The organism is Sphingomonas sp. FW306-05-A (assembly GCF_058782275.1).
In genome coordinates this window covers 242,375-264,405 of record NZ_JBYSXN010000001.1, presented here as the reverse complement: position 1 = coordinate 264,405, position 22,031 = coordinate 242,375, and the positions used below count along the sequence as shown (strand labels likewise).

At 67.3% G+C, this 22,031-nt stretch carries 21 protein-coding genes; 14 read left to right on the top strand and 7 right to left on the bottom strand.

The genetic code is table 11. From position 1 onward, the window contains the following. Positions 1 to 148 precede the first annotated feature (148 nt). Entirely contained in the window at positions 149 to 673 is a 525-nt protein-coding gene (locus AC3WJR_RS01360; RefSeq protein ID WP_354284719.1) for a c-type cytochrome, read from the top strand. A 61-nt stretch (positions 674 to 734) separates the two neighbouring features. Here the strand turns inward: AC3WJR_RS01360 and AC3WJR_RS01355 are convergent, their stop codons facing one another. From AC3WJR_RS01355 to AC3WJR_RS01325, 7 genes are all read right to left on the bottom strand, one after another. Next, complete coding sequence (locus AC3WJR_RS01355; RefSeq protein ID WP_492721637.1) at positions 735 to 911, bottom strand: hypothetical protein; 177 nt, start codon at positions 909 to 911, stop codon at positions 735 to 737. Positions 912 to 991: 80 nt separating this feature from the next. Then, positions 992 to 1,495 (bottom strand): TspO/MBR family protein, encoded by a 504-nt coding sequence (locus AC3WJR_RS01350; protein WP_492721636.1) that lies wholly within the window; start codon positions 1,493 to 1,495, stop codon positions 992 to 994. Continuing rightward, positions 1,492 to 2,676: a geranylgeranyl diphosphate reductase gene (locus AC3WJR_RS01345; protein WP_492721634.1), complete on the bottom strand. Its 1,185-nt coding sequence runs from the start codon at positions 2,674 to 2,676 to the stop codon at positions 1,492 to 1,494. The genes AC3WJR_RS01350 and AC3WJR_RS01345 overlap by 4 nt, the downstream gene beginning before the upstream one ends. Then, positions 2,673 to 4,010, bottom strand: a complete 1,338-nt coding sequence (locus AC3WJR_RS01340; protein WP_492721633.1) for a BCD family MFS transporter — start codon at positions 4,008 to 4,010, stop codon at positions 2,673 to 2,675. Before AC3WJR_RS01340 ends, AC3WJR_RS01345 begins: the two co-directional genes overlap by 4 nt. Positions 4,011 to 4,012: 2 nt before the next feature. Further along, positions 4,013 to 4,924 (bottom strand): chlorophyll synthase ChlG, encoded by a 912-nt coding sequence (chlG, locus tag AC3WJR_RS01335; RefSeq protein ID WP_492721631.1) that lies wholly within the window; start codon positions 4,922 to 4,924, stop codon positions 4,013 to 4,015. 65 nt (positions 4,925 to 4,989) lie between these two features. After that, positions 4,990 to 6,414 carry a transcriptional regulator PpsR gene (gene ppsR / locus AC3WJR_RS01330; RefSeq protein WP_492721630.1) on the bottom strand — a complete coding sequence of 475 codons (1,425 nt, stop codon included), beginning with the start codon at positions 6,412 to 6,414 and terminating at the stop codon, positions 4,990 to 4,992. A gap of 66 nt (positions 6,415 to 6,480) precedes the next feature. Further along, positions 6,481 to 7,320: a cobalamin B12-binding domain-containing protein gene (locus tag AC3WJR_RS01325; RefSeq protein ID WP_492721629.1), complete on the bottom strand. Its 840-nt coding sequence runs from the start codon at positions 7,318 to 7,320 to the stop codon at positions 6,481 to 6,483. A 286-nt stretch (positions 7,321 to 7,606) separates the two neighbouring features. Between AC3WJR_RS01325 and bchF the strand changes: the two genes are divergently transcribed. The 13 genes from bchF to puhE are packed head-to-tail and all read left to right on the top strand — an operon-like array spanning position 7,607 to position 22,031. Beyond that, complete coding sequence (bchF, locus tag AC3WJR_RS01320) at positions 7,607 to 8,137, top strand: 2-vinyl bacteriochlorophyllide hydratase (protein WP_492721627.1); 531 nt, start codon at positions 7,607 to 7,609, stop codon at positions 8,135 to 8,137. Between the two features lie 29 nt (positions 8,138 to 8,166). Beyond that, positions 8,167 to 9,432, top strand: a complete 1,266-nt coding sequence (locus tag AC3WJR_RS01315) for a ferredoxin:protochlorophyllide reductase (ATP-dependent) subunit N (protein ID WP_492721626.1) — start codon at positions 8,167 to 8,169, stop codon at positions 9,430 to 9,432. Positions 9,433 to 9,472: 40 nt separating this feature from the next. Next, positions 9,473 to 11,155, top strand: a complete 1,683-nt coding sequence (gene bchB / locus AC3WJR_RS01310; protein WP_492721625.1) for a ferredoxin:protochlorophyllide reductase (ATP-dependent) subunit B — start codon at positions 9,473 to 9,475, stop codon at positions 11,153 to 11,155. Beyond that, positions 11,145 to 14,828 (top strand): magnesium chelatase subunit H, encoded by a 3,684-nt coding sequence (locus AC3WJR_RS01305; RefSeq protein ID WP_492721623.1) that lies wholly within the window; start codon positions 11,145 to 11,147, stop codon positions 14,826 to 14,828. Before bchB ends, AC3WJR_RS01305 begins: the two co-directional genes overlap by 11 nt. An 11-nt stretch (positions 14,829 to 14,839) precedes the next feature. After that, a complete protein-coding gene (gene bchL / locus AC3WJR_RS01300; RefSeq protein WP_492721622.1) occupies positions 14,840 to 15,730 on the top strand; it encodes a ferredoxin:protochlorophyllide reductase (ATP-dependent) iron-sulfur ATP-binding protein in 891 nt (296 codons plus the stop codon). A gap of 55 nt (positions 15,731 to 15,785) precedes the next feature. Next, positions 15,786 to 16,472: a magnesium protoporphyrin IX methyltransferase gene (gene bchM, locus AC3WJR_RS01295; RefSeq protein ID WP_492721620.1), complete on the top strand. Its 687-nt coding sequence runs from the start codon at positions 15,786 to 15,788 to the stop codon at positions 16,470 to 16,472. After that, a complete protein-coding gene (locus AC3WJR_RS01290) occupies positions 16,469 to 17,980 on the top strand; it encodes a BCD family MFS transporter (RefSeq protein ID WP_492721618.1) in 1,512 nt (503 codons plus the stop codon). Before bchM ends, AC3WJR_RS01290 begins: the two co-directional genes overlap by 4 nt. Positions 17,981 to 17,995: 15 nt before the next feature. After that, positions 17,996 to 18,766: a photosynthetic reaction center subunit H gene (gene puhA / locus AC3WJR_RS01285; protein ID WP_492721616.1), complete on the top strand. Its 771-nt coding sequence runs from the start codon at positions 17,996 to 17,998 to the stop codon at positions 18,764 to 18,766. After that, a complete protein-coding gene (puhB, locus tag AC3WJR_RS01280; RefSeq protein WP_492721614.1) occupies positions 18,763 to 19,413 on the top strand; it encodes a photosynthetic complex putative assembly protein PuhB in 651 nt (216 codons plus the stop codon). The genes puhA and puhB overlap by 4 nt, the downstream gene beginning before the upstream one ends. After that, a complete protein-coding gene (gene puhC / locus AC3WJR_RS01275) occupies positions 19,410 to 19,889 on the top strand; it encodes a photosynthetic complex assembly protein PuhC (protein ID WP_492721612.1) in 480 nt (159 codons plus the stop codon). Before puhB ends, puhC begins: the two co-directional genes overlap by 4 nt. Next, positions 19,886 to 20,182 carry a hypothetical protein gene (locus tag AC3WJR_RS01270; RefSeq protein WP_354284752.1) on the top strand — a complete coding sequence of 99 codons (297 nt, stop codon included), beginning with the start codon at positions 19,886 to 19,888 and terminating at the stop codon, positions 20,180 to 20,182. The genes puhC and AC3WJR_RS01270 overlap by 4 nt, the downstream gene beginning before the upstream one ends. After that, the gene (gene acsF, locus AC3WJR_RS01265) at positions 20,179 to 21,255 is read left to right on the top strand and encodes a magnesium-protoporphyrin IX monomethyl ester (oxidative) cyclase (protein ID WP_492721609.1); all 1,077 of its coding nucleotides are present in this window, start codon (positions 20,179 to 20,181) and stop codon (positions 21,253 to 21,255) included. Before AC3WJR_RS01270 ends, acsF begins: the two co-directional genes overlap by 4 nt. After that, on the top strand, positions 21,252 to 22,031 hold the full coding sequence (gene puhE / locus AC3WJR_RS01260; RefSeq protein ID WP_492721606.1) for a putative photosynthetic complex assembly protein PuhE: 780 nt from the start codon (positions 21,252 to 21,254) through the stop codon (positions 22,029 to 22,031). The genes acsF and puhE overlap by 4 nt, the downstream gene beginning before the upstream one ends.

Here is a 22,031-nt window from a genome sequence, read left to right as displayed (position 1 = left end):
TTTTACGGGAATGGTCGATCGTCAAAAACTATGGACAGTCAGGGGCCGGTCGTGAGAAACAGGACTGCGGGAGAAGTCGTAACCGACCAATAGGAGCAGGATGATGTATCGAGGATCGACAACGTCTTTCGGGACGTCTTTTGGACGATTGGGTTTGGGCCTTGCCTGTGCCGCGTTCGCGCTGAGCGCGTGTGGCAAGAAGGCGGAAACCACCGAAACCAGCACCACGACCACGACTGAGTCCACACCCGCCGCAACCGCGTCCACCGAAACGGCACCCGCCGCCGCGCCTGCTGCGGCAGCCGCCAAGGCCCCGGCCCCCGACAACACCGACACGATCGCGGGCGTCAAGCTGGCGGCCTATACCGGCGATGCCGCCAAGGGCGCGACGGCGTTCGTCACGTGCAAGACGTGCCACGCGATCGAGGAAGGCGTGAACCGGATCGGGCCGTCGCTGCATGCAGTGGTCGGTCGTGCCGCGGGGACGATCCCCGGCTACACCTATTCCGCCGCCAACAAGAATAGCGGCATCACCTGGAGCGAGGACAAGCTGTTCCAGTATCTCGAAAATCCCCAGCGCGTCGTGCCGGGGACCAAGATGAGCTTCGCGGGCTGGCCGACCGATCCGCAGAAGCGTGCGGACGTGATCGCCTATCTCAAGACGCTGTCCTGAGATGCGTCGACAGGGTCCGGCAGGTTTGCCGGACCCTGTCTGCCCACCAACCTGACGTACCCTACCCCCGCCGTCGCGCAAGATCCGCGAGATGCGGCGGGAAGGACGCCGCAAGCGCCAGCGCGATCCACGGCCATGCGAGCCCCGCCAATGCCGCGCGCAACGCCAGCAGCATCAGCGCCCCCGGCAACAGACGCATCGTCGCATCCCACGCGGTCCAGCCAAACCGTCGGGTCAATATCCCCCATTCGATCAGCAGCACGGCCAGGATCAGGTCGACGGCATGGCCCTGCCCGAACAGCCAGAAACCGATCGCGCTCAGCCGAACGGTCCGTTGAGCCGGACGATCGTCATCGTCAGATACCCGGCATAGGTCACCCAGGCGAGATACGGCAGCAACAACAGTGCCGTAGCGAACGAGCGGGGCCAGATGACGTAGATCCACGAGGCGATCGCGACCCACCACGCAACCGCCTCGACCATTGCCCAGTCCGGACGATGGAGCCGAAACAGCAAAAGGCTCCACAGAATATTGAGGAACCCGTTGAGCGCGAACAGCCCGACCATCCATTCCGCCGCCGACTGGTTCGGCATCGCGCGCCACCCGGTCACCGCCGCGAGTGCGGTGCACAGATAGATCGCGGTCCACGCCGGACTCGAGATCCGCTCGGGGAGCGCCCAGTCGGGTTGGACGAGCGTGCGATACCACGGGTCGACGTCGGTGATCGTCGCGCCCATCGCGACCACCGCGACCGCGGCGACCGCGGCCATGCCGATCGGCAGGCCCCAGGACCGATGCACCACAGGCGCGCGGACCTTCATGCCGGTGCCAGCCCGAGCAGGTGCCGGACGTCCTTGAGGAAGATGCGGACATGCGCGATCGGCTTGGCGCGCACCAGCCGCTTGTTCATATAGGCGTCCCAGGTCAGCCGCTGGACGTCGGGATCCTCGCAGATCTTGACGAAACGCTCGCGGCGCTTGTCGCTCGAATACCAGAAATACTGCATCATCCCGAGGATCCAGAACACCCGGCCATGCTCGCGCATGAAGCGTTTGCGCGCGAGGCGCAGCGCGGACGCCTTGCCCGTCGCGAGAAACAGCGTCACCGCTTCGGCGGCGTGGCGCCCGCCGACCATCGCGTAATAGATCCCCTCGCCCGACGCCGGCGCGACCACGCCGGCGGCATCGCCCGCGACGATCACGTCGCGCCCATTGTCCCACCTACGCAGCGGCTTGAGCGGGATCGGCGCACCTTCGCGGCGAAGCGTCGCGCAAGCGTCGAGCCCGGTCTGGGTGCGGAGCGCGGCAATCTTGTCGCGCAATGCCAGTCCTTTCTGCGCGCTGCCGACACCGATGCTTGCGGTGTCGCCGTGCGGGAATACCCAGGCGTAGAAATCGGGGGAATGCTTGCCCTGGTAGAAGACGTCGCATCGCGCGCGATCATAGTCGGCGCTGCCCTCCACGGGGGAAGCAACGATCTCGTGATAGGCGAAGACGTAGCGCATCTTGTCCGCGCCCTTGAGTTCGGCGCGCGCCACGCCCGAGCGCGCGCCGTCCGCGCCGATCACCACGCGCGCGGTGACACGGTGTTCGGGCTCGCCGCGATCGGTCCGATAGACCACCACCGCGCGGCCCTCCGCATCGCGCTCGATCCGCTCGAACGTGCCGTTACGGCGTTCCGCCCCGGCAAGCGCGGCGCGGGCGCGGAGCCATTCGTCGAACGTCTCGCGGTCGACCAGCCCGACGAAGCCGTCGCCGACCGGCATGTCGACGGTCTTGGCGGAGGGCGCGACCATTCGTGCCATCGTGGCCTTGCCGACCAGCAGATGCTCGGGAATCGCGAAATCGGCGATCGCGCGGGGCGGGATCGCGCCGCCGCACGGCTTGATCCGGCCCGCGCGGTCGAGCAGCAGCACCGAATGTCCGGCGCGCGCCAGATCGGTCGCGGCGGTCGCGCCCGACGGCCCCCCGCCAACCACGATACAGTCGTATGCAGCGTTCACAGCACAACCTCCCGATCGAAATGGTATTCCCGTAGCGGTGGGCGAAGCGCCAGCACGGCTGCGGCGAGGAACAGCAGAGCCTCCGCCCCGAAAACGAGCATGAACGTCTGCGGCAGCGATCCGGTAAGCGCGCGTCCCGCGTCGACCGCGACCGCGCCGGTCAATCCGCCAAGCCCGAACGCGATCGCCTGCGCCGCACCCCAAATGCCCATGCGGATGCCCGCACTGTGCGTTCCGGTCGCTCCGCCACCCGCGAGCGCCATCATCGCGCCGATCGCGGCAACCGCAAACACGCCGTTGGCGAACCCCAGCCCGAAGATGTTGGCGAGGATCGGCCATCCCGGACCGACCCGCGCCGCCATCACCAGCCCACACAAGGCGACCGCCGACCCGACGCATCCCCCGACGATCCAGTGCCGCATCCCCCCGCTGGCACGACCGCCGAACCCGCTGCCCGCGATGCCGGTGAGGATCATTCCGAGCAGGACCCCGCCATGCTGGATGCCCGAAACCTGGGTCGACTCGCCCGGCGTCAGCCCGAAACGCAATCCGGTAAAGGGTTCGAGGATCAGATCCTGCATCGCATACGCTAGCATCGAGAGGAAAACGAAGCCCGTGAAGCGGCGCGCCTCGGTGTCCGCCCACAAAGCGCGCAAGGCATCGCCGAAAGACGGATCCCCCGACGGAGGCGTCGACATCAGATCGAAGCGATCGACCGGGTCCGGCGCGCCACGCTCGACACCGCGCACTGCCAGCGTTGCGGCCAACACCGCACCGGCCGCCACGCCCGCAACGACCTGCAGCAAGCGACCAAAGGAGAAGGGATCGAGCAACGCCCCCGCGCCCGCCGCCGACAGCGCGATCCCGGCCACCATCATGATCCAGGTCACCGCTGCCGCCGCCGCGCGGCGCTCAGGCGCGACACGGCTGGCGAGCAGCGCGAGCAGCGACGTGCCCGCCGCCCCTACGCCCGCACCGATCATCGCAAACGCGAGCACCGCGAGCGCATAGCCAAGCGTTGCACCGCCCGTAATCACGCCCAGCGCCCAGACCGCGACGATCGCGCCCGCTGCCAGCAGCGCCATGCCGGCGATGATCCACGGTGTCCGACGGCGCCCGCGGTCGGATCCGTGCCCCCACACCGGCCGCGACAACTGGACCGCATAATGCCACGCGACCAGTCCCGCGGGCAGCGCGGCGGGCAACGCATATTCGACCACCATGACTCGGTTGAGCAGCGACGTCGCCAGCATCACGATCGCACCGATCGCGGCCTGCACCACGCCGAGGCGAACGATCCCGACCCAGCCAAGCGCGGGGATCGGCGACCGCATCGTCACAACCCCAACACCCGCCCGAGCCCGAAGGCCGACGCGAGCATTCCGAGCACGTACAGGCTCGTCCCTGTCGCATTGTACCACGGTGTCTGTCGCACCGGATCGCGCAGCAGGCGCGGCATCAGCGCGCATTGCCCGACGAGCAGCGCGGCGACGACCGCGGCGACGAGCATATGGCCCCACGCCCAGAGCAACAGGACGACCGCGATTTGCGGCACGGCCATGACCAGGCACGCGATCCGCGCCGCGGGACCGACCCCGAGCGTCGCGGGCAGCGACCGGATCCCCATCGCCCGGTCCCCGGCAATTGCCTTGAAATCGTTGAGCGTCATGATGCCGAACGCACCCGCGCTGTACAGGCCGAGAATGAGCAGGATACGCCAGTCCGGCAGCGCCCCGGCCATGACGCTCGCCCCCGTGAACCAGGTCAGCCCTTCATAGGTCAGCGCGACCGCGCTCGGCCCCCAGACGCCACTCATCTTCAACCGGAAGGGCGGCGCGCTGTACGCCCAGGCGAACAGCAGGCCGACGCAGGTGGCCGCGAATACCCAGGGTCCGGTCACGGCAGCCACCCCGAGCGCAAGCGTGGTGCCCACGATCGCGATCCACAGTCCCCATCGTCCGCCGATGCGACCCGACGGGATCGGGCGTCCGGGTTCGTTGATCGCATCGACATGCCGGTCGAACCAGTCGTTGACCGCCTGGCTCGTCCCGCAGACGAGCGGGCCGACCAGCAACACTCCGGCGATCAGGAAAGGAACGCGGCTCGCCACCGGAACACCCGAGGATACGACTCCGCACAGGAACGCCCAGATCGGCGGAAACCATGTGATCGGCTTGAGCAATTCGACGATGTCGCGCAGCCGCGGAACGGATGGAGATGCCAGCGGAGGAGTCGCCACGCGTGCCATGGCCGGAAGCTAATATGGACACACCGTAGCGTCAAATAGAATTGACGCCTTGCAGGTGGTGGCGGTCAGTTGTCCCCGGACACCAGATTGCCCAGCCCGTGCCGGTGGAGCTTGGAATACAGGCTCTGCCGACTGATCCCGAGAATTTCGGCGGCGGATGCGCGATTGTCCGACGTGTACGCAAGCGCGGCCTCGATACAGAGCCGCTCGATCAGATCGGTCGATTCGCGCACGATGCCCTTCATCGACATGCGCCCGACCAGTTCGGTCAGTTGCTCGACCGAACGCGGCAGATCCCGCTCCGTCGTGGGAACGCTGCGCAACCGGCGCGCGACGTTGCGGATCGTGAAACCGTAGCACTGCCCTTCGCCCTTTGGCGCGACGACGCCCGAAATCTCGATCTCTTCCTGCCCGCCGCCTGCGCCACGCAGGATCGTCGCGACGTTGCGGACGACCCCATGCTCGCGGAGTTGCCCGATGATCAGGTCAAGGTCGATCCCCGGCCGCCCGAGCCAGGTCGCAAGCGGCGCGCCGACAACCCGCGCGACCGACGCGGCGCCCGCCAGCTCGACGAACGCCGCATTGGCGGTCAGGACATCGAGCGCGGCGTCGACCAGGACGAACGCATCGGGCATGTGCTCGATCACGTCCGCCATCGACGTGGCATGGTCCGCCGCTTCGGTCGGGGATTGCGTGGGGAGCAGCCGGACGAGCAACAAGGCCGCGCGCCCCTGACGGAACAGGCGCGCCGACACCGCGACGGACTGACCGCCCGCCAGGCGCACCGAAATCGGCGACAGGTCGTCGCTTGCCCCTGCCGCACCGAGATGCGCGATCAGTTCCTCGCGGTCCGCGGCGTCGACGATCGCGCCGATCGGCTGGTCGGTCAGCGCATCGACCTTTGCGCCGATCAGCTGCGCGGCGGCCGGGTTGATCTCGCGGACACGGCGACTCGCGGCATCGACGATCAGGACCGGTTCGGTGCCGAGGTCGAACAACAGGCGATACCGCGCCTCCGCCTGACGCAGCTTGATGTAATCGCGCTCGAGCGATTGCTGGGTCTGCAGCAATCGTTGCTGCATCGCCGCGGTCGCACGCATGTCGCGCCCGATCGCGATCGCCCCGCCCTGCGACAGTTGCATGACCAGATACCGGACGGGAACGTCGCCGCCATGCGTCGGGTGGTTGACCTGACGCCAGCGCGCCGGTTCGGTCCCTGCGCTGTCGGCAAGCATCTGCGCGACCTTAGCCTTGCTTTCGGTCGTGACGGTATCGAGCCAGGTCTGGCCGATCCAGTCGCCGAACCCCTGTGCCACCAAATCGGCGTTGCTGATCGCGATGTCACGGATCACGCCGCCGGAATCGATCACCAGCGAAATGTCGCCTGCGGACGCGAGCAAGGATGCAGCGACGTCGGGCGCAAGGCTGCTCGCGACAGCGTCCGGGCTGGAAAAGGCATGCGGGGCGAAGAGGATGGGACGATCGTTCATCGACGAACAACTTGCTCCTGCAATAGGTGTCGCGGTTCGTACCCTGCCCGCGAAACCCGATCGGGATCAACCGGTCATAGCCGAAACCGCCTCCCGCGCGACCGCATCGACCAGTGCCCCGGCAACGCGAACCGCGACCCTTGCGTCGGGCGCTGTCCCGTCCGCGCCGACCGCCGCGGCAAGGTCCGCATTCTGGGCGAAGACCCTTCCGCCGACCATCACACAAATCCGGGGATTTCTGGACGAGGCCCGCACGGCGCGGACGATCGAGGGCAAAGGGGCGATATGGCAGTCGCAAGTGATCGTCAATCCAATCAGATCGAACGCGTCCTGGCGAACGTGCCGCAACAAGTCCTCGGTCGTCGCTTCGTTGAGGCGATCGGTGATCCACCCGTTCGCGCAGAACATCTCGTCGATCACCACCGTGCCGAAACTATGCTGATCGCCCTCGAGCGACGCGAACAATGCGCGGCGAACGTGCTGGTCCCCGTGCACGGTCTTGGCGGGACAGCCCGACAGTTCGTGGACCACTTCCTGCAACCGCCACAGGCCCATCGTCACGTCGACGAAATCGCAACGATCGTCGTCCCACAATTCGCCGAGGTGGCGTGCCGCCGGTGCGAGCAGGTCGACCAGCAGCGTCTCGAACGACACCCCGCGCGCGACGAGCCCCTCGACATATTGCAGCAGCTCATCCGCCTCTACGTGCAACGCGAGCGGGGCGAACGCCTCGACTTCGGCCCGTGTGATCGTCGCGTCGGGTTCGGCCGGGACCACGGCTTGCGGTTCACCGGCATGCGCGACCAGCAACCGCGGGATGATCTCGCATTCGATCAGGCGGCTCAACGACCGGGCTTGCTCGCCGACGGCATTGCGCTGTCGGTCGGCGGCGGTAGGACCGCTCAACGTACGGCTCAGCTCCGGATCGGGCCACCCCCCGTTGTTTCGGAAGAAATGTTCAATTCCGGTAAGCGAAGTCATCCTGACCCCCTCCGGCCTGGTTGAACATGCGAAGCGGTCGAACCCGCCATATTTGGCTAGCCCGGCGACTCGCATCGTATCCCTCTCGAAACGACCTTGCAACGGACAAACGATGCTGCAGCACAGCATGTGTCTTTGTTTCTTTACGTCAAGACAGGTTGACACTTTTGGGGCTGAGGCTTTACGTTGCGTAGCGAGAGGCGAGGCAACCATGCGGCCAAACAGTCCAGTCCCGGCACCGATCCCACGGCGATCCGCCGCGGCCCCGCTGTACACGCCCGACCAGAAGCGCCGTCGCGACTCCAGCGTCTGGACGACGGTCCAGGCGATCCTCGCGCCACTGCAGTTCGGGATCTTCCTGGTCAGCCTGGTGCTGGTGCTGCGCTACCTCGCGACCGGTGACGGGGCGCAGGCGGCGACGGTCTCGATCGTGATCAAGACGATCGCGCTCTATACGATCATGGTGACCGGCTCGATCTGGGAGAAGGTCGTGTTCGATCGCTGGCTGTTTGCGGACGCCTTCTTCTGGGAAGACGTGTTCAGCTTTGCGGTCCTTGCGCTGCACACTGCCTATCTGGCGATGCTGATCGGCGGTCTGGGGACCGAGCGCGACCGGATGCTGCTCGCGCTCGCGGCCTATGCAACCTATGCGATCAACGCGACGCAGTTCCTGCTCAAGCTGCGCGCCGCCCGGCTGCAAAGCGCGCGCGCACCGTCCGCGCACAATGCGGTGGCGGCATGAACGGGATCGCGCCTCTGGCTGTTCCCGGCATGACAGATGCCGCGCCCGTTACGCTGCCCGCGATCCTGCGCGAACGCGGGCAACGCGAAGTGTTCTGCGGTCTCACCGGGATCATCTGGCTGCATCGCAAGATCCAGGATGCGTTCTTCCTCGTCGTCGGATCGCGCACCTGCGCGCATCTGCTGCAATCCGCGGCGGGGGTGATGGTGTTCGCCGAACCGCGCTTCGCGACCGCGATCATCGAGGAACGCGACCTTGCCGGCATGGCCGACTGCAACGACGAACTCGACCGCGTGGTCGACCGGCTGTTGCTGCGCCGTCCCGACATCAAGCTGCTGTTCCTCGTCGGATCGTGCCCGTCCGAAGTGATCAAGCTCGATCTCGCGCGCGCGGCACACCGTCTGTCGGTCGAGCATGCGGGCAGCACGCGCGTGCTGCACTATTCCGGCAGCGGGATCGAGACGACCTTCACCGAGGGCGAGGACGCGTGCCTGGCTGCCCTGGTGCCTGACCTCGTCGCTTCCACGCCCGATGCGGCACCCGAATTGATGATCGTCGGTGCGTTGCCGGATGTGGTCGAGGACCAGTTTCTCAGGCTGTTCGCGCAGATGGGGATCGCCACGGTGCACAGTTTCCCGGCGCGCCGCGCAGGTGCGATGCCGCCGGTCGGACCCAATACGCGCTTCCTGCTCGCGCAACCCTTCCTCGGCGACACCGCGCGCGCGCTCGCGGATCGGGGCGCGGTGCGACTCGAGGCGCTGTTTCCGTTCGGCGCGGAAGGGACGAGCGACTGGCTGCATGCCGCCGCACGCGCGTTCGGGATCGACGAAATGCATTTCCGCTCGGTCATCGCGCCGGGCCGTGAACGCGCCAAGCGTGCGATCGCGCACGCGCGCGACCGGCTGGAGGGCAAAAGCATCTTCTTCCTCCCCGATTCGCAGCTCGAACTGCCGCTCGCGCGTTTTCTTGCGCAGGAATTGGGGATGATCCCGATCGAAGTCGGCACGCCGTATCTCCACCGCGCGCACATGGCGCCGGAACTGGCGCTGCTCCCGGCCGAGACGGTGATCAGCGAAGGCCAGGATGTCGATCGCCAGCTTGACCGAGTCCGCGCCGCCCGCCCCGACCTGACGGTGTGCGGGCTGGGGCTCGCCAACCCGCTCGAGGCGGAAGGGCTGACGACCAAATGGGCGATCGAACTGGTGTTCTCGCCGGTGCACGGATTCGACCAGGCGGGCGATCTCGCCGATCTGTTCGCGCGCCCGCTACGGCGGCGCGACGTGTTGCGGGTATGACGCCCGTGTCCGCCCGCGCGCCGCACGATCGGGGGCTGTCATGCAGCTGACCGTCTGGACCTATGAAGGCCCGCCGCATGTCGGCGCGATGCGGATCGCGACCGCGATGGAGGGTGTGCATTACGTGCTTCACGCGCCGCAGGGCGACACCTATGCCGATTTGTTGTTCACGATGATCGAACGCCGCGACAAGCGGCCACCGGTGACCTTCACGACGTTCCAGGCGCGCGATCTGGGGAGCGACACCGCCGCTTTGTTCCAGACCGCGGTGCGCGAGGCGGTCGACCGCTTTGCGCCGCAAGCGTTGCTGGTCGGCGCTTCGTGCACCGCGGAGTTGATCCAGGACGATCCCGCCGGGCTTGCGGCGGCGCTGCGCTTGCCGATCCCGGTGATCGCGCTCGAACTGCCGAGCTATCAGCGCAAGGAGAATTGGGGCGCGGCGGAGACTTTCTACCAGTTGGTGCGTGCGCTGGCCCCGCTGCCTCCTTCCCCGGCGAAGGCCGGGGCCCAGGAGCGGGACGATGGAAACGAAGCACTGCCCCCGGTTACCGCCGACATCTCGACTGGGCCCCGGCCTTCGCCGGGGAAGGAAGAAAGAGGAACGCGCCCCAGCGCCAACATCCTCGGGCCGACCGCGCTCGGCTTTCGCCACCGCGACGACGTGGTCGAAATCACGCGCTTGCTGGAAACGCTCGGAATAGACGTCAACGTCGTCGCCCCGCTCGGCGCGACTCCGGCGGACCTGGCGCGACTTGGCGAAGCGGATTTCAACATCTGCCTGTATCCCGAGATCGCCGACACCACATGCCGCTGGCTCGAGCGGACGTTCGCACAGCCAACCGTCCGCACCGTCCCGATCGGCCACGGCGCAACGCGCGATTTCATCGCCGAGGTCGCGGCGCTTGCCGGGGTCGATCCCGCCGCCGCGTTCGACACGTCGCGGTTGCCGTGGTGGAGCCGCTCGGTCGACTCGACCTATCTGACCGGCAAACGCGTGTTCGTGTTCGGCGACGCGACCCATGCGATCGCCGCCGCGCGGGTCGCGCGCGACGAGTTCGGGTTCGAGGTCGTCGGGATCGGTTGCTACAACCGCGAATTCGCGCGCGAGATGCGCGCGGCGGCGGCGCTGTACGGGCTCGAGCCGCTGATCACCGACGATTATCTCGCGGTCGAAGACGCCATCGCCAAGCTGCAGCCCGAGCTGGTGCTGGGCACGCAGATGGAGCGGCACATCGCCAAGCGGTTGCGGATCCCGTGCGCGGTCATCTCCGCCCCGGTGCACGTCCAGGATTTTCCTGCACGCTACAGCCCGCAAATGGGGTTCGAGGGTGCGAACGTGCTGTTCGACACCTGGGTCCACCCGCTGGTGATGGGGCTGGAGGAACATCTGCTGACGATGTTTCGCGACGATTTCGAATTTTCGGACGCGGCGGGGGCGAGCCATCTGGGGCATTCTTCTGCCCCCCTCCCGCAAGCGGGAGGGGCCGGGGGTGGGCGCGCGCCCTCCACGGGAACGGACGTTGATAGCGCGAGCCCACCCCCGGCCCCTCCCGCTTGCGGGAGGGGAGGATGGAGTCCCGACGCCGAGCGCGAGCTCCTCAAGATCCCGTTCTTCGTCCGCGGCAAGGCGCGGCGCAATACCGAGCGCTATGCCGCAGAGCAGGGCATCGCCGCGATCACGCTCGACACGCTCTATGACGCAAAGGCACATTATGCCCGTTAGCGCACCCCCACCGCCCCCCGTGCGGATCGTGATCGTCACGCTCGACAATCATCTGGCGGGCGCGGTCCAGCGGGCGCAGGCGCTGCTCGCCCGCACCCACCCGGGCATGACGATCGCCTTCCACGCCGCCGCCGACTGGGAGGAAAAGCCCGAGACGCTCGACGCCGCCCGCGCCGACATCGCGCGCGGCGACATCATCCTTGCGACGATGTTGTTCCTGGAAGATCACGTGCGCGCGGTGCTGCCGCAACTGCAGGCGCGGCGCGACCAGTGCGACGCGATGATCGGGCTGATGTCCGCCGCCGAGATCGTCAAGCTGACGCGCATGGGCGATTACCGGATGGACAAGCCCGCCACCGGGATGCTCGCGCTCATCAAGAAGATGCGCGGCAATCCCAAGCCTGCCGCAAGTTCGGGTGCAAAGCAGATGGCGGTGCTGCGCCGCCTGCCCAAATTGCTCAAGTTCATCCCCGGCACCGCGCAGGACGTCCGCGCCTATTTCCTCACGATGCAATATTGGCTCGCCGCGTCGGACGACAATGTCGTCGACATGGTCCGCGCGCTGGTCGACCGGTATGCGGATGGCCCGCGCATTGCGCTCCGCGGAACGATGCGGGCGCAGGCACCGCGGGATTATCCCGAAGTCGGCGTCTATCACCCCGCGCTGCCCGACCGGATCGCCGCGACCGCGACCGAGCTGCCGCGACGCCGCGGGGCGAAGGGTACCGTCGGGCTGCTGATGCTGCGATCGTACATTCTGGCCAAGGATGCCGGGCATTATGACGGCGTGATCGCCGCGCTGGAAGCGCGCGGGATGGACGTGATCCCGGCGTTCGCTGGCGGGCTCGATGGGCGCCCCGCGATCGAGCGTTTCTTCCTGCGCGACGGGGTGGCGGTGGTCGACGCGGTGATCAATCTCACCGGGTTCAGCCTGGTCGGCGGCCCTGCCTATAATGACGCAGCCGCAGCCGAGGCGATCCTCGCGCGGCTCGACGTGCCCTATGTCGCGGCGCATCCGGTCGAATTCCAGTCGCTCCAGGCATGGGCGCTCAACCGACAGGGCTTGCTCCCACTCGAATCGACGATGATGATCGCGATTCCCGAACTCGATGGCGGGACGGTGCCGATGCTGTTCGGCGGAAAGTCCGACGGCACCGCCTGTACCGGTTGCACGCGCCGCTGCACGTTCCCCGATGCAACCGCCCCGCGCGCGATGCAGGCGTGCAGCGAGCGTGCCGAGATGCTCGCCGCGCGCGTGGTGAAGCTGATCGCGCTGCGCCGCGCGGAGAACGCCGAAAAGCGCGTCGCGGTCGTGCTGTTCAACTTCCCCCCCAATGCGGGTGCCGCGGGGACCGCGCAGTTCCTCAGCGTGTTCGCATCGCTCCATGCGACGCTCGGGCGGCTGGCGCGCGAAGGGTATCGGGTCGAACTCCCCGCGACGGTCGATGCGCTGCGCGAGGCGATCCTCGGCGGCAATGCCGCGCGCTTCGGGACCGAGGCGAATGTCCATGCGAAGGTCAGCGCGGACACGATCGTCGCGCGCGAGGCCTGGCTCGCCGAGATCGAGGCGAGTTGGGGGCCGGCACCGGGCAAGCTGCAATCGGACGGGACGTCGGTGCAGATCCTCGGGCGGCAGTTCGGGAACGTCTTCGTCGGGCTGCAACCCGCGCTGGGGTATGAGGGCGATCCGATGCGGCTGCTGTTCGCCGGGCGGTTCGCGCCGACGCATGCCTTCGCCGCCTTCTACCGCTGGCTGCGCGAGGATTTCGCGGCGCATGCGGTGCTGCATTTCGGGACGCATGGCAGTCTCGAATTCATGCCGGGCAAGCAAAGCGGGCTGAGCGCAGAATGCTGGCCCGACCGGCTGATCGGCGACTTGCCCAACATCTATCTTTATGCCGCGAACAACCCGTCGGAGGGCGTGCTCGCCAAGCGGCGTTCGGGCGCGACCCTGGTATCCTATCTGACGCCTGCGTTGACCAACGCGGGGGTGTACAAGGGTCTCGCCGCGCTCAAGGCGTCGGTCGAGCGGTGGCGTGTGGCCGATCCGGCGAGCGACGAGGCGCACGATCTGGCGGAGCTGATCGCGGATCAGGCGGCGGCGCTGGACCTCGGGGGTGGCCCTGCAGAGGCGACCGGCTGGATCTCCGACCTCGCCGCCAAGCTTTACGAGATCGAGCGCGAACTCATCCCGCAGGGGCTTCACGTCGCGGGCGAAGCCGCGACACGCGAGGAGCGCATCGCAATGATCGCGGCGTCGTCGGACGCGCGCGGGGAGGCGCTGCCGCACGACACGATCGTCGCGTTGGTCGACGGGACCGTCACGCCCGACACGCCGCTGTTACAGGACATGGCCGCGCTCGACCGTGCGCTGTCGGCCAATGGCGAGATCGACGGAATCGTCGCCGCGCTCGCCGCGCACTATATCCACCCGGTCACTGGCGGCGATCTGCTGCGCAATCCCGAGATCCTGCCGACCGGGCGCAACATCCACGGCTTCGACCCGTTCCGCATCCCCTCCGCCTTTGCGGTCAAGGATGGCGCAGCGCAGGCGCAGCGGTTGCTCGATCGCAGTCTCGCCGATTCGGGGCATCTGCCCGAGACCGTTGCGATGGTTCTGTGGGGCACCGACAATCTGAAAAGCGAAGGCGCGCAAATCGCGCAGGCGCTGGCGTTGCTCGGCGCGCGGCCGCGGTTCGACAGTTACAACCGGCTGGCGGGCGCGGAGCTGGTGCCGCTTGCCGAACTCGGGCGGCCGCGGATTGATGTCGTGGTTACCTTGTCGGGGGTGTTCCGCGACCTGCTCCCGCTGCAGACGCGGATGCTCGCGCAGGCGGCGTTGCTCGCGGCGGAGGCCGACGAACCCGACAGCGACAATTTTGTCCGTCGCCATGCGCGCGCGCACGCTGCGGCGCAGGGTTGCGACCTGGAAACCGCCGCTTTGCGCGTCTTCTCCAATGCCGAAGGGGCATATGGCGCGAACGTCAATCTGATGATCGACACGGGTGCATGGACCGATCCAGACGAGCTGGCGGACAGTTTCGAACGGCAGAAGGGCTATGCCTACGGCGTCAAGGGCGCGCCGGTGCGCCAGCCGGACGTCCTCAAGGCAGCCCTCCAGACGGTGGATTGCGCGTATCAGAACCTCGAGAGCGTCGAGCTCGGCATCACCAGTATCGACCAATATGTCGACACGCTTGGCGGGATCAGCCGCGCGGTGACTCGGGCGAAGGGCGGACAGACCGCACCGGTCTATATCGGGGACCAGACGCAAGGTGTCGGCAAGGTGCGCAGCTTGCAGGAACAGGTCGCGCTAGAGACGCGGACGCGGGTGCTCAACCCGGTGTGGACCGAGGCGCTGCTGCGCCACGGTTATGAGGGCGTCCGCCAGATCGAGGGCAGCGTCACCACGACGATGGGCTGGTCGGCGACCACCGGCGAGGTCGATCCGTGGGTCTATCAGCAGATCAGCGAAACCTATGTGCTCGACGCGGCGATGCGCGAGCGGATCGCCGCGCTCAACCCCAAGGCCTCCGCGCGCGTCGCCAACCGCCTGATCGAGGCGAGCGAGCGCAAATACTGGTCCCCCGACGCGGCGACGCTCGCCGCACTCCATGCCGCCAGCGACGACCTCGAGGACCGCCTCGAGGGAATCGTGGCGGTGGCGGCCTGAAGGAAATGACCATGGCATTGCTCGATCCCCCCATCCGCGGCCTCGATGGCGAAGGTTCGCTTCAGGTCGGACTCGATCCGAACGACCGGATCGGCAACGCGAAGGTGTTCGCGGTCTACGGCAAGGGCGGGATCGGCAAGTCGACCACCTCGTCCAACCTGTCCGCCGCCTTCTCGCTGCTCGGCAAGCGCGTGCTGCAGATCGGCTGCGACCCCAAGCACGACAGCACCTTCACGCTGACCAAGAAACTGATGCCGACCGTGATCGACGTGCTCGAGACGGTCCAGTTCCACGCCGAGGAACTGCGGCCCGAGGATTACATGTTCGAGGGGTATAATGGCGTCATGTGCGTCGAGGCTGGCGGCCCGCCCGCCGGAACGGGGTGCGGCGGCTATGTCGTCGGGCAAACGGTCAAATTGCTCAAACAGCATCATCTGCTCGAGGAAACCGACGTGGTGATCTTCGACGTGCTCGGGGACGTGGTGTGCGGCGGGTTTGCCGCCCCGCTCCAACATGCCGAGCGCGCGGTCGTCGTTGCGGCGAACGATTTCGACAGCATCTTCGCGATGAATCGCATCGTCGCGGCGATCAAGGCGAAGGCGAAGAATTACGATGTGCGGATGGCGGGCGTGATCGCCAACCGCTCCGCCGCGACCGACGAGATCGACCGGTTCAATGCCGCGACCGGCCTGAAGCGGCTCGCGCATTTCCCCGATCTCGACGCGATCCGGCGCTCGCGGCTCAAGAAATGCACGTTGTTCGAGATGGACTCGACCCCAGAGGTCGATGCCGCCTGTCTCGAATACAAACGCCTCGCCGCGCAAATGTGGGCCGGGTGCGAACCGCTCGATGCGCAACCGATGAAGGATCGCGAGATCTTCGAATTCCTGGGGTTCGAATGATGCCATCCCGTTCCCACCCGCTGACCGTCATCCCGCTGCGAGCGGAGGACGCGCGATGACCACGGCGACCTACCATCGTTATCGCGGCACGCTCGAAACCTATTTCGACGGCACCGCCGCCAAGGCGTGGGAACAGCTCACCTCCGACGCCCCCGTCAGCGGAATCCGCGCGACGGTGCGCGCGGGGCGGAACGACATGCGCGACACGCTGCTGTCCTGGCTCCCCGCGGACATGACCGGGCTGCGGCTGCTCGATGCCGGGTGCGGGACCGGCGCGCTCGCGGTTGCGGCGGCGGAACGCGGTGCGCAAGTGGTGGCGATCGACGTCGCGGGCAGCCTGGTCAAGATCGCGCGCGACCGTGCGCCCGCTAAGCTGGCGATTGACTGGCGCGTTGGCGACATGCTCGACCCCGCGCTCGGACAGTTCGATCATGTCGTCGCAATGGACTCGCTGATTCATTATCCCGCGTTCGAGATCGTCAGTGTATTGGAGCGGCTCGCCGAACGGACGCGCGGGTCGATCGTCTTCACCTTCGCGCCGCAGACTCCGCTGTTGATGGCGATGCTTGGCATGGGCCGGCTGTTCCCGCGCAGCGACCGTTCGCCTGCGATCCTGCCGGTGCGCGACCGGTTGCTCCGTACGCTGATCCGCACCGCGCTCCCTTCCGCCGCAATCGGGCGTGACCGCCGCATTTCCGCGAGTTTCTATACCAGCCACGCGATTGAGGTGGTGACGCGGTGAGCGACCTGTCCGCCCTCAAGAGATCGCTCCAACCGCACGCGGACCGCGTGCCGTCCGTGCGGGGCGGAGGGTTTCGCACGGGTGCATTCTGGAACCAGGTCGGGGCACGGTTCCTCCCGTTCGCGGATGCGGCAAGCGTGGAATTGCCGCTCGGTCGGCTGCTGCGGTTGTCGCTGTTCCAGGTATCGGTCGGAATGGCGGCGGTGCTGCTGACCGGCACGCTCAACCGCGTGATGATCGTCGAGCTCGGCATGGCGAGTTGGGCGGTGGGCGCGATGGTGTCGCTGCCGCTCGTTTTCGCACCGCTGCGCGCGCTGATCGGGTTCAAGTCGGATCACCACCAGTCGCTGCTCGGGTGGAAGCGCGTGCCGTATCTGTGGTTCGGGACGTTGCTCCAGTTCGGCGGGTTCGCGTTGCTGCCGTTCGCGTTGCTGGTGATGACCGGGCTGGGGAATGGCCCCGCGATCGTCGGGCAGGTCGGCGCGGGGATCGCGTTCCTGATGGTCGGTGCGGGGATGCACACGACGCAGACCGCGGGCCTCGCGCTCGCGACCGATCTCGCGCCGCCCGACAGCCGACCTCGCGTCGTTGCGCTGCTGTATGTCATGCTGCTGATCGGCATGATGGTCAGCGCGATCGTGATCGGGCGCCTGCTCAACCATTTTACCCCGACGCACCTCGTGCAGATCGTCCAGGGGGCCGCGGTGCTGACGGTCGTGCTCAACATCACCGCCTTGTGGAAACAGGAGCCACGACGGCGTGGCGGCACCGTGGCAAACGACCGCCGCGAGAGCTTCCGCGAGATGTGGGCGATCTTCATCGCTCGCCCGCGGACGATGCGGCTGCTCGTCGCGACCGGGCTCGGATCCGCAGCTTTCTCGATGCAGGACGTGCTGCTCGAACCCTATGGCGGGCAGATCCTCGGACTGTCGGTCGGCGCGACGACGTCGCTGACCGCCTTGTGGGCGATCGGGATGCTGAGCGGTTTCGCGCTCGCCGCGCGTGCGCTCGGCAAGGGTGCCGAGCCGCACCGACTGGCGGGGTTCGGCGGGGTTGCGGGGATCGCAGCGTTCCTGGGCGTGATCTTCGCCGCACCCTTGCACGCCGCCGCGCTGCTCGCGGTCGGGGCCGCGATGATCGGATTTGGCGGGGGGCTGTTCTCGGTCGGCACGCTGACCGCGGCGATGGCGATTTCGGACGCGCGCGACCTCGGCGGTCGGACCGGCCTAGCGCTCGGGGCGTGGGGTGCGGTGCAGGCGACGTGCGCCGGGTTGGCGATCGCGATCGGCGCGATCTTGCGCGACGTGACGTCCGCGGCGGCGATCCGCCACGCGCTCGGGCCAACGCTGGCCGATCCCGCGACCGGCTACGGCATCGTCTACGCGCTCGAAATCGCGCTGCTGCTCGCGACGCTGATCGTGCTCGGGCCGCTCGTCCGCCCGGCGACCGATCCGGCCGCGATCCGCTTTGGCAAAACCCGTTTCGGCCTCGCCGAATTTCCGGCTTAATTGGGGAGACAGACCATGCACCCGACCCTAACCCCCGGCATCGATGTCGCGCTGCTGGTCTTCTACGCGTTCGTCCTGTTCTTCATCTGCCTCGTCTTCTATCTCCGCCGCGAGGATCGGCGCGAGGGCTATCCGCTCGAGCATGAGTTTACCGGGCGGCTCGAATCCGAAGGCGGACCGTTCCTCACCGCGCTCCCCAAGACGTTCAAGCTGTCGTTCGGGCGCGGCACCGTGACCACCCCGACGCAGGGGCGCGAACCGGTCGAGATCGCGGCGCGCTTCACCGATCGTTTTCCGGGCGCGCCCTATGCGCCGACCGGCAACCCGCTGGTCGACGGGATCGGCCCCGCGGCCTACGCCAACCGCGCAAAACATCCCGACATCGACATGGAGGGCCATCCGCGGATCGTGCCGATGGGCAGCGCGCTCGATTTTGCGATCGAACGCCGCGATCCCGATCCGCGCGGGATGCCGGTGCTGGGGTGTGACGGTGTGCTGGCGGGGACGGTTTCGGAACTGTGGATCGACCGCGCAGACCGGCTGATCCGCTATCTCGCGGTCGATCTGACCGTCGGCGGCACGGTGCTCGTGCCGATGATGATGACCGATATCCAGCGCGGTAACCGCCGCGTGGTGTGCGACGCGGTCACCGCCGCGCAATTCGCGGATGCGCCACGGATCGAGGCGACCGACCGGATCACCCTGTACGAGGAGGACCGTGCGCTCGGCTATTTCGGCGGCGGCTATCTCTACGCCACGCCCGATCGTCAGGAGCCGTTGCTGTGACCGAACATGACCACGAACCGATCCCGGGGCTGCCGGGGCTGCTCCCCAAGGACGAACGCATCCTGTGGCAGGGTGCCCCCGACTGGCGCGTGCTCGCGCGGACCGCGTATCATACGCGGATCGTGACCGGCTATTTCGTCCTGCTCGCGGGATGGTCGCTCGGCGAAGCGCTGGCGCGCGGCGTGGATGCAATCGGCGACTTGTCGGGGGTCGGACTGACCGCCGGGTTCGGTGCGGTCGCAGTCGGGCTGCTCAACCTGCTTGCCTGGGGCGCCGCGCGGACGACGCTGTATACGCTGACCAACCGCCGGATCGTGTTCCGCGTCGGAATCGCTTTCTCCAAATGCATCAATCTGCCGCTGCGCCGGATCGCAAGCGTCGGGCTGGCGGTGCAGGCGGATGGCTCGGGCGACTTGCCGCTCGCGCTCGAGAGTGAGCGCAAACTGGGGTTCCTTGCGCTGTGGCCGCACGCGCGACCTTGGCGAGTCGCGACGCCCGAGCCGATGCTGCGCGCGGTGCCCGATGCGCGCCACGTCGCTGCCCTCGTCGCGCGCGCGTGTCTCGCGGTCCATCCGCAGGGCACGGTCGCGCAGCCCGCGCCGGTCGCGACGCCCGAGCCGGCATTCGGCCAGGCGGTAGCGGCATGAGCCGGACGCACCCCGAACAGCTCCCGCGCGGCGCGCTGATCCTCGGCGGCGCGCTCGTCGCCTTCGCCTTCACGCTGACCGCGACGATGCGGATAGCGCAGGTTCCGCCCGCGGCCTCGCCCGTCCTGTTGCGCAGCGCGGAGCATATCACGCCGGTCCGGTCGCGCACGCTGCGGTTCGTGGATGCGCCCGATCGCGGGGTGCGAATCGAGGATGCGGGCACCGGGCAGACCGCATCGGTGATCGTCCCCGATCAGAAGACCGGGTTCATCCGCGGCGTGATGCGCGGGCTTGCACGCGAGCGGCGGATGCGCGGGATCGGCAGCGCGCCGCCCTTTACGCTCACCCAGTGGCAGGACGGCGAACTGACGCTGACCGACACCGCGACCGGGCGGTCGATCGAGCTCAACGCGTTCGGCACGACCAACCGCGCGGCATTCGCGGCGCTGCTCGAGACGCCGGAGGTTTCACAATGATCCCGTTCCGCCGCACCGCCTTCGACACGCCGTGCCGCGTGCTGGTCGAACATAGCGACGAATTCCTGTGTGCGCATGTCGAGCTCGCGGGCGGCGTGGCGATCAACCCGGGCGACCGGGTGCGGGTCCACGGCGACCCGATCCACGTCGCGTTCGGCGATTCACGCGTGTTCGAGCGGCTCGCCACGGTCGAACGTGCGAGCGCGGTCGAGCGATTGTGGACCAAGCTTTGCGGCCATTTCGAGATGACCGAACTGTACGAAGTCAGCTTTTCGGATCGGAGACTGTCATGAACGCCATCACCGCGATTGCGCCCGCCGATACTCCACCCACCGATACGATGCGGATCGCGCGCGAGGATACGGTGCTGTCTCCCCGCTTCTACACGACCGATTTTGCGGCGATGGACCGGATCGACGTGTCGCCGGTGCGCGCCGAATGGGACCAGCTGATTGCCGAAATGGTCGCCGATCCCAACCGGCGCCATTTCCGCCGCACCAATGCGTTCGACGGCGTGATCGAAAGCCTGCCCGATGGCTTGCGCGAGGAATTCATCGATTTCCTGGTGAGTTCGCTCACCGCCGAATTCTCGGGCTGCATCCTTTACGCCGAGATCCAGAAGCGCGCGCAAAACCCCGATATCAAGATGCTGTTCAAGCTGATGAGCCGCGACGAAAGCCGCCACGCAGGGTTCATCAACGATACGCTCAAGGATGCCGGGATCGGGGTTAACCTCAGCTTCCTGACCAAGACCAAGAAATACACCTATTTCCGCCCGAAATTCATCTTCTACGCGACCTATCTGTCGGAGAAGATCGGTTATTCGCGCTACATCACGATATTCCGGCATCTCGCGCAGCACCCCGAATGGCGCTTCCATCCGATCTTCAACTGGTTCGAGGAATGGTGCAACGACGAGTTCCGCCACGGCGAGGCGTTCGCGATCCTGATGCGCACCGACCGCAAATTGCTGCGCGGACATAACGTGCTGTGGATCCGGTTCTTCCTCGTTGCCGTCTATACGACGATGTATGTCCGCGACCACAATCGCCCCGCCTTCCACAAGGCGCTCGGGATCGACCCGACCGACTATGACCAGCGCGTCTTTACGGTCTGCTCGCAGATCACGCGGCAGGTCTTTCCGGTCGTGCTCGATACCGATGCGCCCGCGTTCCGCGCCGGGCTGGAGCGGATGCGCCGGATCGCCGCGGGGATCGACGCCGCGAAGGAACAAGGCGGCGTGACCGGCTGGATCAAGCGCACCGCGTTGATCGGCGCGGCGGGGGTCGCGTTCGCGCGGCTGTATCTGACGCCGGTGCGGCGCAACGCGATCCCAGCCTCCGCGCGGCTGGTCCCGGCCTGGTGACGATCCCGCCGCTCCTGTTCGCGCTGGTGCTGTGGTTCATCGGGACGGCGGCGGTGGTGTGGCTCGACAGCCGCCCGCGCGCGACCTTCCGCACGAGCTTCACGCTGGCGGGGGTGCTCGCCCTCGTCGCGACGGATGCGGTGTGGTGGAGCGCGGACGATTCGAGCTGGGGCGGCGCGTATCTCGGCTTCGCAGCGGCGATCGTGATCTGGGGCTGGCATGAGATGGGGTTCCTGATGGGGTTCGTCGCCGGGCCCAATCGCCTGCCCTGCCCGCCAGATGCCGCCGGATGGGACCGGCTTCGGCTTGCGACCGCGACGGTGATCCATCACGAAGTCGCGATCGCCGCGACCGCGCTGCTGCTGTTCGCGCTGACCTGGGGCCAGCCCAACCAGTCGGCACCCCTCACGTTCCTGTTGCTGTTCGTCCTGCGGCTGAGTGCGAAGTTCAACCTGTATCTCGGCGTGCCCAATCTCAGCGACGAAGTGTTTCCGACGCATCTCGCCTATCTCAAGAGCTATTTCCGCAAGCGCGCCGGCAATGCGCTGCTGCCGGTATCGCTGATCGGGTCGGGCGGGCTTGCGATCTGGGCGTGGACCGTCGCCGAAGCCGCGCCGCTGCGCAGTGGCGTGGGCGTGACCGCGAGCTTGCTTGCCGGGCTCTCCGCCCTTGGCATGATCGAGCATCTTTTTCTTGTCCTGCCGCTCAGGGATGCCAAGATGTGGCATTGGGCGTCGGCCAGAAACAAAGCGGCAGAAGCCGCTGCCAACGACTAG

What these genes read in the sequence shown, in the direction of transcription:
- AC3WJR_RS01350 (WP_492721636.1), bottom strand. Translation starts at nt 1,495, where the DNA reads ATGAAGGTCCGCGCGCCTGTGGTGCATCGGTCCTGGGGCCTGCCGATC.
- AC3WJR_RS01340 (WP_492721633.1), bottom strand. Translation starts at nt 4,010, where the DNA reads ATGCGGTCGCCGATCCCCGCGCTTGGCTGGGTCGGGATCGTTCGCCTC.
- chlG (WP_492721631.1), bottom strand. Translation starts at nt 4,924, where the DNA reads ATGGCACGCGTGGCGACTCCTCCGCTGGCATCTCCATCCGTTCCGCGG.
- ppsR (WP_492721630.1), bottom strand. Translation starts at nt 6,414, where the DNA reads ATGAACGATCGTCCCATCCTCTTCGCCCCGCATGCCTTTTCCAGCCCG.
- bchF (WP_492721627.1), top strand. Translation starts at nt 7,607, where the DNA reads ATGCGGCCAAACAGTCCAGTCCCGGCACCGATCCCACGGCGATCCGCC.
- AC3WJR_RS01315 (WP_492721626.1), top strand. Translation starts at nt 8,167, where the DNA reads ATGACAGATGCCGCGCCCGTTACGCTGCCCGCGATCCTGCGCGAACGC.
- bchB (WP_492721625.1), top strand. Translation starts at nt 9,473, where the DNA reads ATGCAGCTGACCGTCTGGACCTATGAAGGCCCGCCGCATGTCGGCGCG.
- AC3WJR_RS01305 (WP_492721623.1), top strand. Translation starts at nt 11,145, where the DNA reads ATGCCCGTTAGCGCACCCCCACCGCCCCCCGTGCGGATCGTGATCGTC.
- bchL (WP_492721622.1), top strand. Translation starts at nt 14,840, where the DNA reads ATGGCATTGCTCGATCCCCCCATCCGCGGCCTCGATGGCGAAGGTTCG.
- bchM (WP_492721620.1), top strand. Translation starts at nt 15,786, where the DNA reads ATGACCACGGCGACCTACCATCGTTATCGCGGCACGCTCGAAACCTAT.
- puhA (WP_492721616.1), top strand. Translation starts at nt 17,996, where the DNA reads ATGCACCCGACCCTAACCCCCGGCATCGATGTCGCGCTGCTGGTCTTC.
- puhC (WP_492721612.1), top strand. Translation starts at nt 19,410, where the DNA reads ATGAGCCGGACGCACCCCGAACAGCTCCCGCGCGGCGCGCTGATCCTC.
- AC3WJR_RS01270 (WP_354284752.1), top strand. Translation starts at nt 19,886, where the DNA reads ATGATCCCGTTCCGCCGCACCGCCTTCGACACGCCGTGCCGCGTGCTG.
- acsF (WP_492721609.1), top strand. Translation starts at nt 20,179, where the DNA reads ATGAACGCCATCACCGCGATTGCGCCCGCCGATACTCCACCCACCGAT.